The sequence below is a fragment of the Proteus sp. MB838 genome, assembly GCF_054767435.1.
The window spans coordinates 1-4552 of record NZ_BAABMO010000078.1 but is presented as its reverse complement, the minus strand read 5'-3'; the positions used below and the strand labels follow the sequence as shown (position 1 = coordinate 4552).

The 4552-nt window shown below is 39.6% G+C and carries 5 protein-coding genes; 2 read left to right on the top strand and 3 right to left on the bottom strand.

Going from position 1 to position 4552, the window contains the following annotated elements; genetic code table 11:
* From rlmM to ACYUCW_RS17720, 3 genes are all read right to left on the bottom strand, one after another.
* The coding region (gene rlmM / locus ACYUCW_RS17730; protein ID WP_460409159.1) for a 23S rRNA (cytidine(2498)-2'-O)-methyltransferase RlmM at positions 1–708 on the bottom strand (708 nt) is incomplete at its 3' end.
* A complete protein-coding gene (locus ACYUCW_RS17725; RefSeq protein ID WP_004245496.1) occupies positions 701–1096 on the bottom strand; it encodes a DUF423 domain-containing protein in 396 nt (131 codons plus the stop codon). The genes ACYUCW_RS17725 and rlmM, both read right to left, overlap by 8 nt.
* 43 nt (positions 1097–1139) lie before the next feature.
* On the bottom strand, positions 1140–2060 hold the full coding sequence (locus tag ACYUCW_RS17720) for a transcriptional regulator GcvA (protein WP_004245498.1): 921 nt from the start codon (positions 2058–2060) through the stop codon (positions 1140–1142).
* Positions 2061–2711: 651 nt separating this feature from the next.
* On the opposite strand from ACYUCW_RS17720, the gene csdA reads away from it, so the two are divergent.
* Complete coding sequence (gene csdA / locus ACYUCW_RS17715) at positions 2712–3926, top strand: cysteine desulfurase CsdA (protein ID WP_460409158.1); 1215 nt, start codon at positions 2712–2714, stop codon at positions 3924–3926.
* Between the two features lie 2 nt (positions 3927–3928).
* Positions 3929–4372 carry a cysteine desulfurase sulfur acceptor subunit CsdE gene (gene csdE, locus ACYUCW_RS17710; RefSeq protein WP_004249502.1) on the top strand — a complete coding sequence of 148 codons (444 nt, stop codon included), beginning with the start codon at positions 3929–3931 and terminating at the stop codon, positions 4370–4372.
* The last annotated feature ends 180 nt before the right edge of the window (positions 4373–4552 follow it).

Here is a 4552-nt window from a genome sequence, read left to right as displayed (position 1 = left end):
CACCATCATGCTACGTTTAACTAATTGGTAAGTCCATCCTCCGGGACACACCCCAAGATCAACCGCACTCATCCCACTGGCTAAGCGCTCTTCCCACTCTTCATAAGGAATAAAAACATGGAACGCTTCTTCAAGTTTTAAAGTTGAACGACTTGGTGCATCTGCTGGGAATTTTAAGCGGGGGATCCCCATATAGAATGGCGAGTTATTAAAGCTATAGGAATAGCCCACGTAACAACATCCCGGAGCAATAAAAAAGACATGGATCACCGGACGGCTATAATTTTCAACTTTTAATAAGATCTTTTCTTTACGTAATTGATTACGCAAAGGAACAGTGAATTTGCGGCAAAATTTTAATAACTCTTTGCTTTCATTGGTATCAGCGACTTCAACACGTAATTCACCTGCTTTTTCTGTACTACCTTTTAGCTGGTCAATAATGGGAGTAATACGATCTTCTGGTGGTAAGTTCTTTAATAATTCACCACAAACAAATAATTGGCGTGCAAAGATAAGTCCTCTAAAATCCACATCACGAGCAATTTTATCTGCATCACCTTCTTGATAGCATTCAAAAATGACGTAACCACTTCCCTCTTTCACTCGAGAAAAGCCATAAACACCTATTTGTCCTGCCTTATCCGTTATCTCCGCCGCGCACTCTTTTTCAAAACCAGGGCGACAATATAATGCTACTTTATTCATGTCGAGATGCCGGTGTCCTTAGACGCAAAGCGCCAATAAAAATTAAAATCCAACCAATAAGAAAACTAAATCCACCAATTGGCGTAAAATAAGATAATAACCTAACCTGTGTTAGCGCCATACAATAAAGGCTACCACTGAAAAGTAAAATGCCTAAACCAAAGAAAATACCTGCCCAATAAAGCCATAAAATGGTTTTGCGCATTAATATCGCCGCTAACCCTACAAGTAGTAAAGTATGTACGATTTGATAACGCATAGCTAACTGAATATATTCCCAATGCTGTGGCGATAAATGAGGGGCTAATTTATGGGTAGCGAATGCCCCAAAAGCCACATAAAAAAAACCACTGATTGCGGAAAACATAAGCAATGTACGACTATTCACTGTTTATTCCTTCCTGTTAGGAGCTAATTTACCTAAACAAATATTAAGAAGTTGCCAGTAATCCTAATTTTTCCTGTTCATTTGCCGCTTGAGATAAAATCCATTGACGGAAAGCAGCAATTTTTCCTAATTCAGCCTGACTGTCTTGGCAAACTAAATAAAAGGCATTTTTACTGACAAGCACATCTTGAAAAGGCCTAACTAATCGACCTGATTCAATTTCACTACGAGCCATAACATTATTAACTAATGCAACACCTTGTCCGTGTACTGCAGCCTGTATCACCATAGAGCTATGGCTAAAGATAGGCCCTTGTTGCACATTAATCTGGTTTTGGATCTCCAATTGACGAACATAAGCTTGCCAATCACGACGCGATGTATCATGTAACAGTGTATGATAAATCAGATCGGACGGGGTTTTTAGTGGTTTTTCACCTGTCAGCAAAGAAGGAGCACAAACCGGAATTAAATATTCAGCGTAAAGACGATCAGTACGCAATCCAGTCCAGTTCCCGCGGCCATAAAAAATAGCCACATCCACATCATCAGCAAGCTTATCTTCTTCGCGATCAACCGCCTGAATACGGACATCAATCCCCGGATAAGCCTGATTAAACCCTGATAACCTCGGTACTAACCACTGAATAGCAAAACTCGGCGACAAACTCACTGTTAAAGCCCCTTTTGCGCTTCGTGCAAGTAATTTTCTTGTCGCTTCATTAATTGAAGAGAAAATTTCTTTGATATCAAGATAATAACTTTGACCTTCTTCGGTCAGTAACAAAGAACGATTGCGTCTTCTAAATAATTTTAGTCCAAGAAATTCTTCTAATGTTTTAATTTGATGGCTAACCGCTGCTTGAGTCACGAATAATTCTTCAGCCGCTTTAGTAAAACTTAAATGACGTGCTGCCGAATCAAAAACTCTAAGGGCATTTAGTGGAGGTAAACGTTTAGACATATTCTGTTGTGAAACCCCTATTTTGGCTGTTGGTAAACCCTAACGTTAGTTATTAGTTTTTTTTATGCGAAGCATTATAATTTGTCCCTTGATGATTAGCCAGTAAATACCTATAGTACTCGCACTTCCTAAGCCGGAACGAAAAGTTGTGTAGTAGCAATACTGCAAAACTTTTGGCTTTGTGGTTGTGATGTTGTGTTTGCAAGTTGTCTGGAAATTCCAGACTTTGTAGCTGATGCTACTGTTTTTTTTCACTTCCTGTACATTTACCCTGTCTGTCCATAGTGATTTTATAATGCACCGCCAAGGCGGTGCTTTTTTTATATATAATTTTACTCTAACTTCGCAACGCTGACGGACTGCACATCCTATTTTTATGCTAAATGCGCACCTACTTAGCTATTATTATGCTAAAAAAGTGTAACATCTTTTTCCCATAGGCAATAACAGCGCTGAGTAGATAAACATCTATTCCATTTTCGATGCTATAAACAAGCTCACCTTTATCGTGTTACCATAAAAATCTATCGCAATTCACAGTAAACAAATTAGCAATTTCATTATAAATAAATATTATTAACCGTATAATCTCGCGGTTAGATTTTTACTTACTATAACGGCGTTTTCTAGACTGACTAACACAAGCTCATTATGAAACCATTTTCCCCTACTGTTTTTCGCCAACAATTTCCTGCTATTGAGGAAAATATTGTTTATCTTGATAGTGCGGCTACCGCGTTAAAACCTGTAGCTATGATTGAAGCTTCAGATGAATTTTATCGCCATAGCTCAGCGACGGTTCACCGTAGCCAATATCAACAAGCTAAAAAGATGACACAACACTTTGAGCAAGCACGTCAGCAAGTCGCTCAATTACTTAACCTCGCAGATAGCGATACTATTATTTGGACGCAAGGCACCACAGGCTCACTTAATCTTATTGCTCAAGGCTATTTCCGCCCACGATTACAAACCGGTGATGAAATTATCGTTAGTGAACAAGAGCATTACGCCAATCTTATTCCTTGGTTAATGTTAGCAGAGCAGACTGGGGCAAAAATTATTCGTTGGCCGATTGAAGATAACTTTTTACCTTCAATCGCCACACTGGCGACATTACTTACGGCAAGGACAAGAGTAGTGGCAATAAGCCAAATGTCGAATATCACCGGTGCACAAATCGCCTTAGATAAAGTTTCTCAATGTGTACATCAATATGATGACTGTTTACTCGTGGTTGATGGTGCACAAGGCATAGCTCATCATGCAACGGATATCAGCGCCCTTGATATCGATTTTTATGCTTTCTCTGCCCATAAATTATATGGCCCCAATGGCCTTGGCGTATGTTATGGAAAGCGCGAACTTTTAGAAGTGATGTCTGCATGGCAAGGGGGTGGGAAAATGTTAACCACGGCAAACTTTAACGGTTTTGTACCCGCGGCTATTCCTCATCGCTTTGAAGCAGGTACCCCTAACATAGCTGCTGTAATTGCTTTTTCAGCAACATTAGATTGGTTACAAACGCAAGATATGGCGCAAGCCAATCAATACGCCTTAACTCTGGCAGATAAAGCACAGGCGCGTCTTGAGCAACTGGAGGGTTTTATCAGCTACCGCGCGCCTCATTCACCGGTACTCGCTTTTAATTTTGAGGGTATTCATCACAGTGATTTAGCGGCATTAATCGCGGAACAAGGTATTGCTTTACGCACAGGGCAACACTGCGCACAGCCCTTAATCGATGCTTTAACCATTTCTGGCTGTTTACGCGCTTCTTTTATGCCATATAATCAACTTTCTGATATTGATAGGTTAGTTGATGCGGTTAAATTCGCACTGTCCTTATTAAAAGATGAAGATTAAATATGAGTAATAATACACAACACCCTTTTGGTCATGACATTACCTTAGATGGATTATTTCAAGACTTCCAGAAATCCAAATCATGGGAAGATAAATATCGTCAATTGATCCAACTTTCAAGAAAATTACCCGCATTACCTAATGAATTAAAAACAACAGAAAATGAAATCAAAGGGTGCGAAAATAGAGTATGGCTAGGTGTTGAGTTAAACAATGACGGCAAATACCATATTTATGGTGATAGTGATGGGCGAATTGTAAAAGGCTTACTGGCGGTTATTTTAACAACAGTTGAGAATAAGACGGCACAAGAAATAGCCAATATCGATATATTAGCTATTTTTGAACAATTAGGATTGGCTAATCAAATTAGCCAATCACGCACTGATGGTGTCAATGCCATTATTGCGCGATTAACGTCGCTGACACAGACATCTCAACCCTAACAAGTCAATGTGTACAGCTTGTTGTATGGTGGATCAATACGCTTAAATGCTCCAAAGTGCAACTAGGTGACTAGTGCGATTGAGCACCATCAACAACGCGACAACTTGAAGTATCACGAGTATTACTCTAAATAATTCAAGGTGTAGCTAGGCGACAAGTGAATGAGTCGCTAGGAGCAT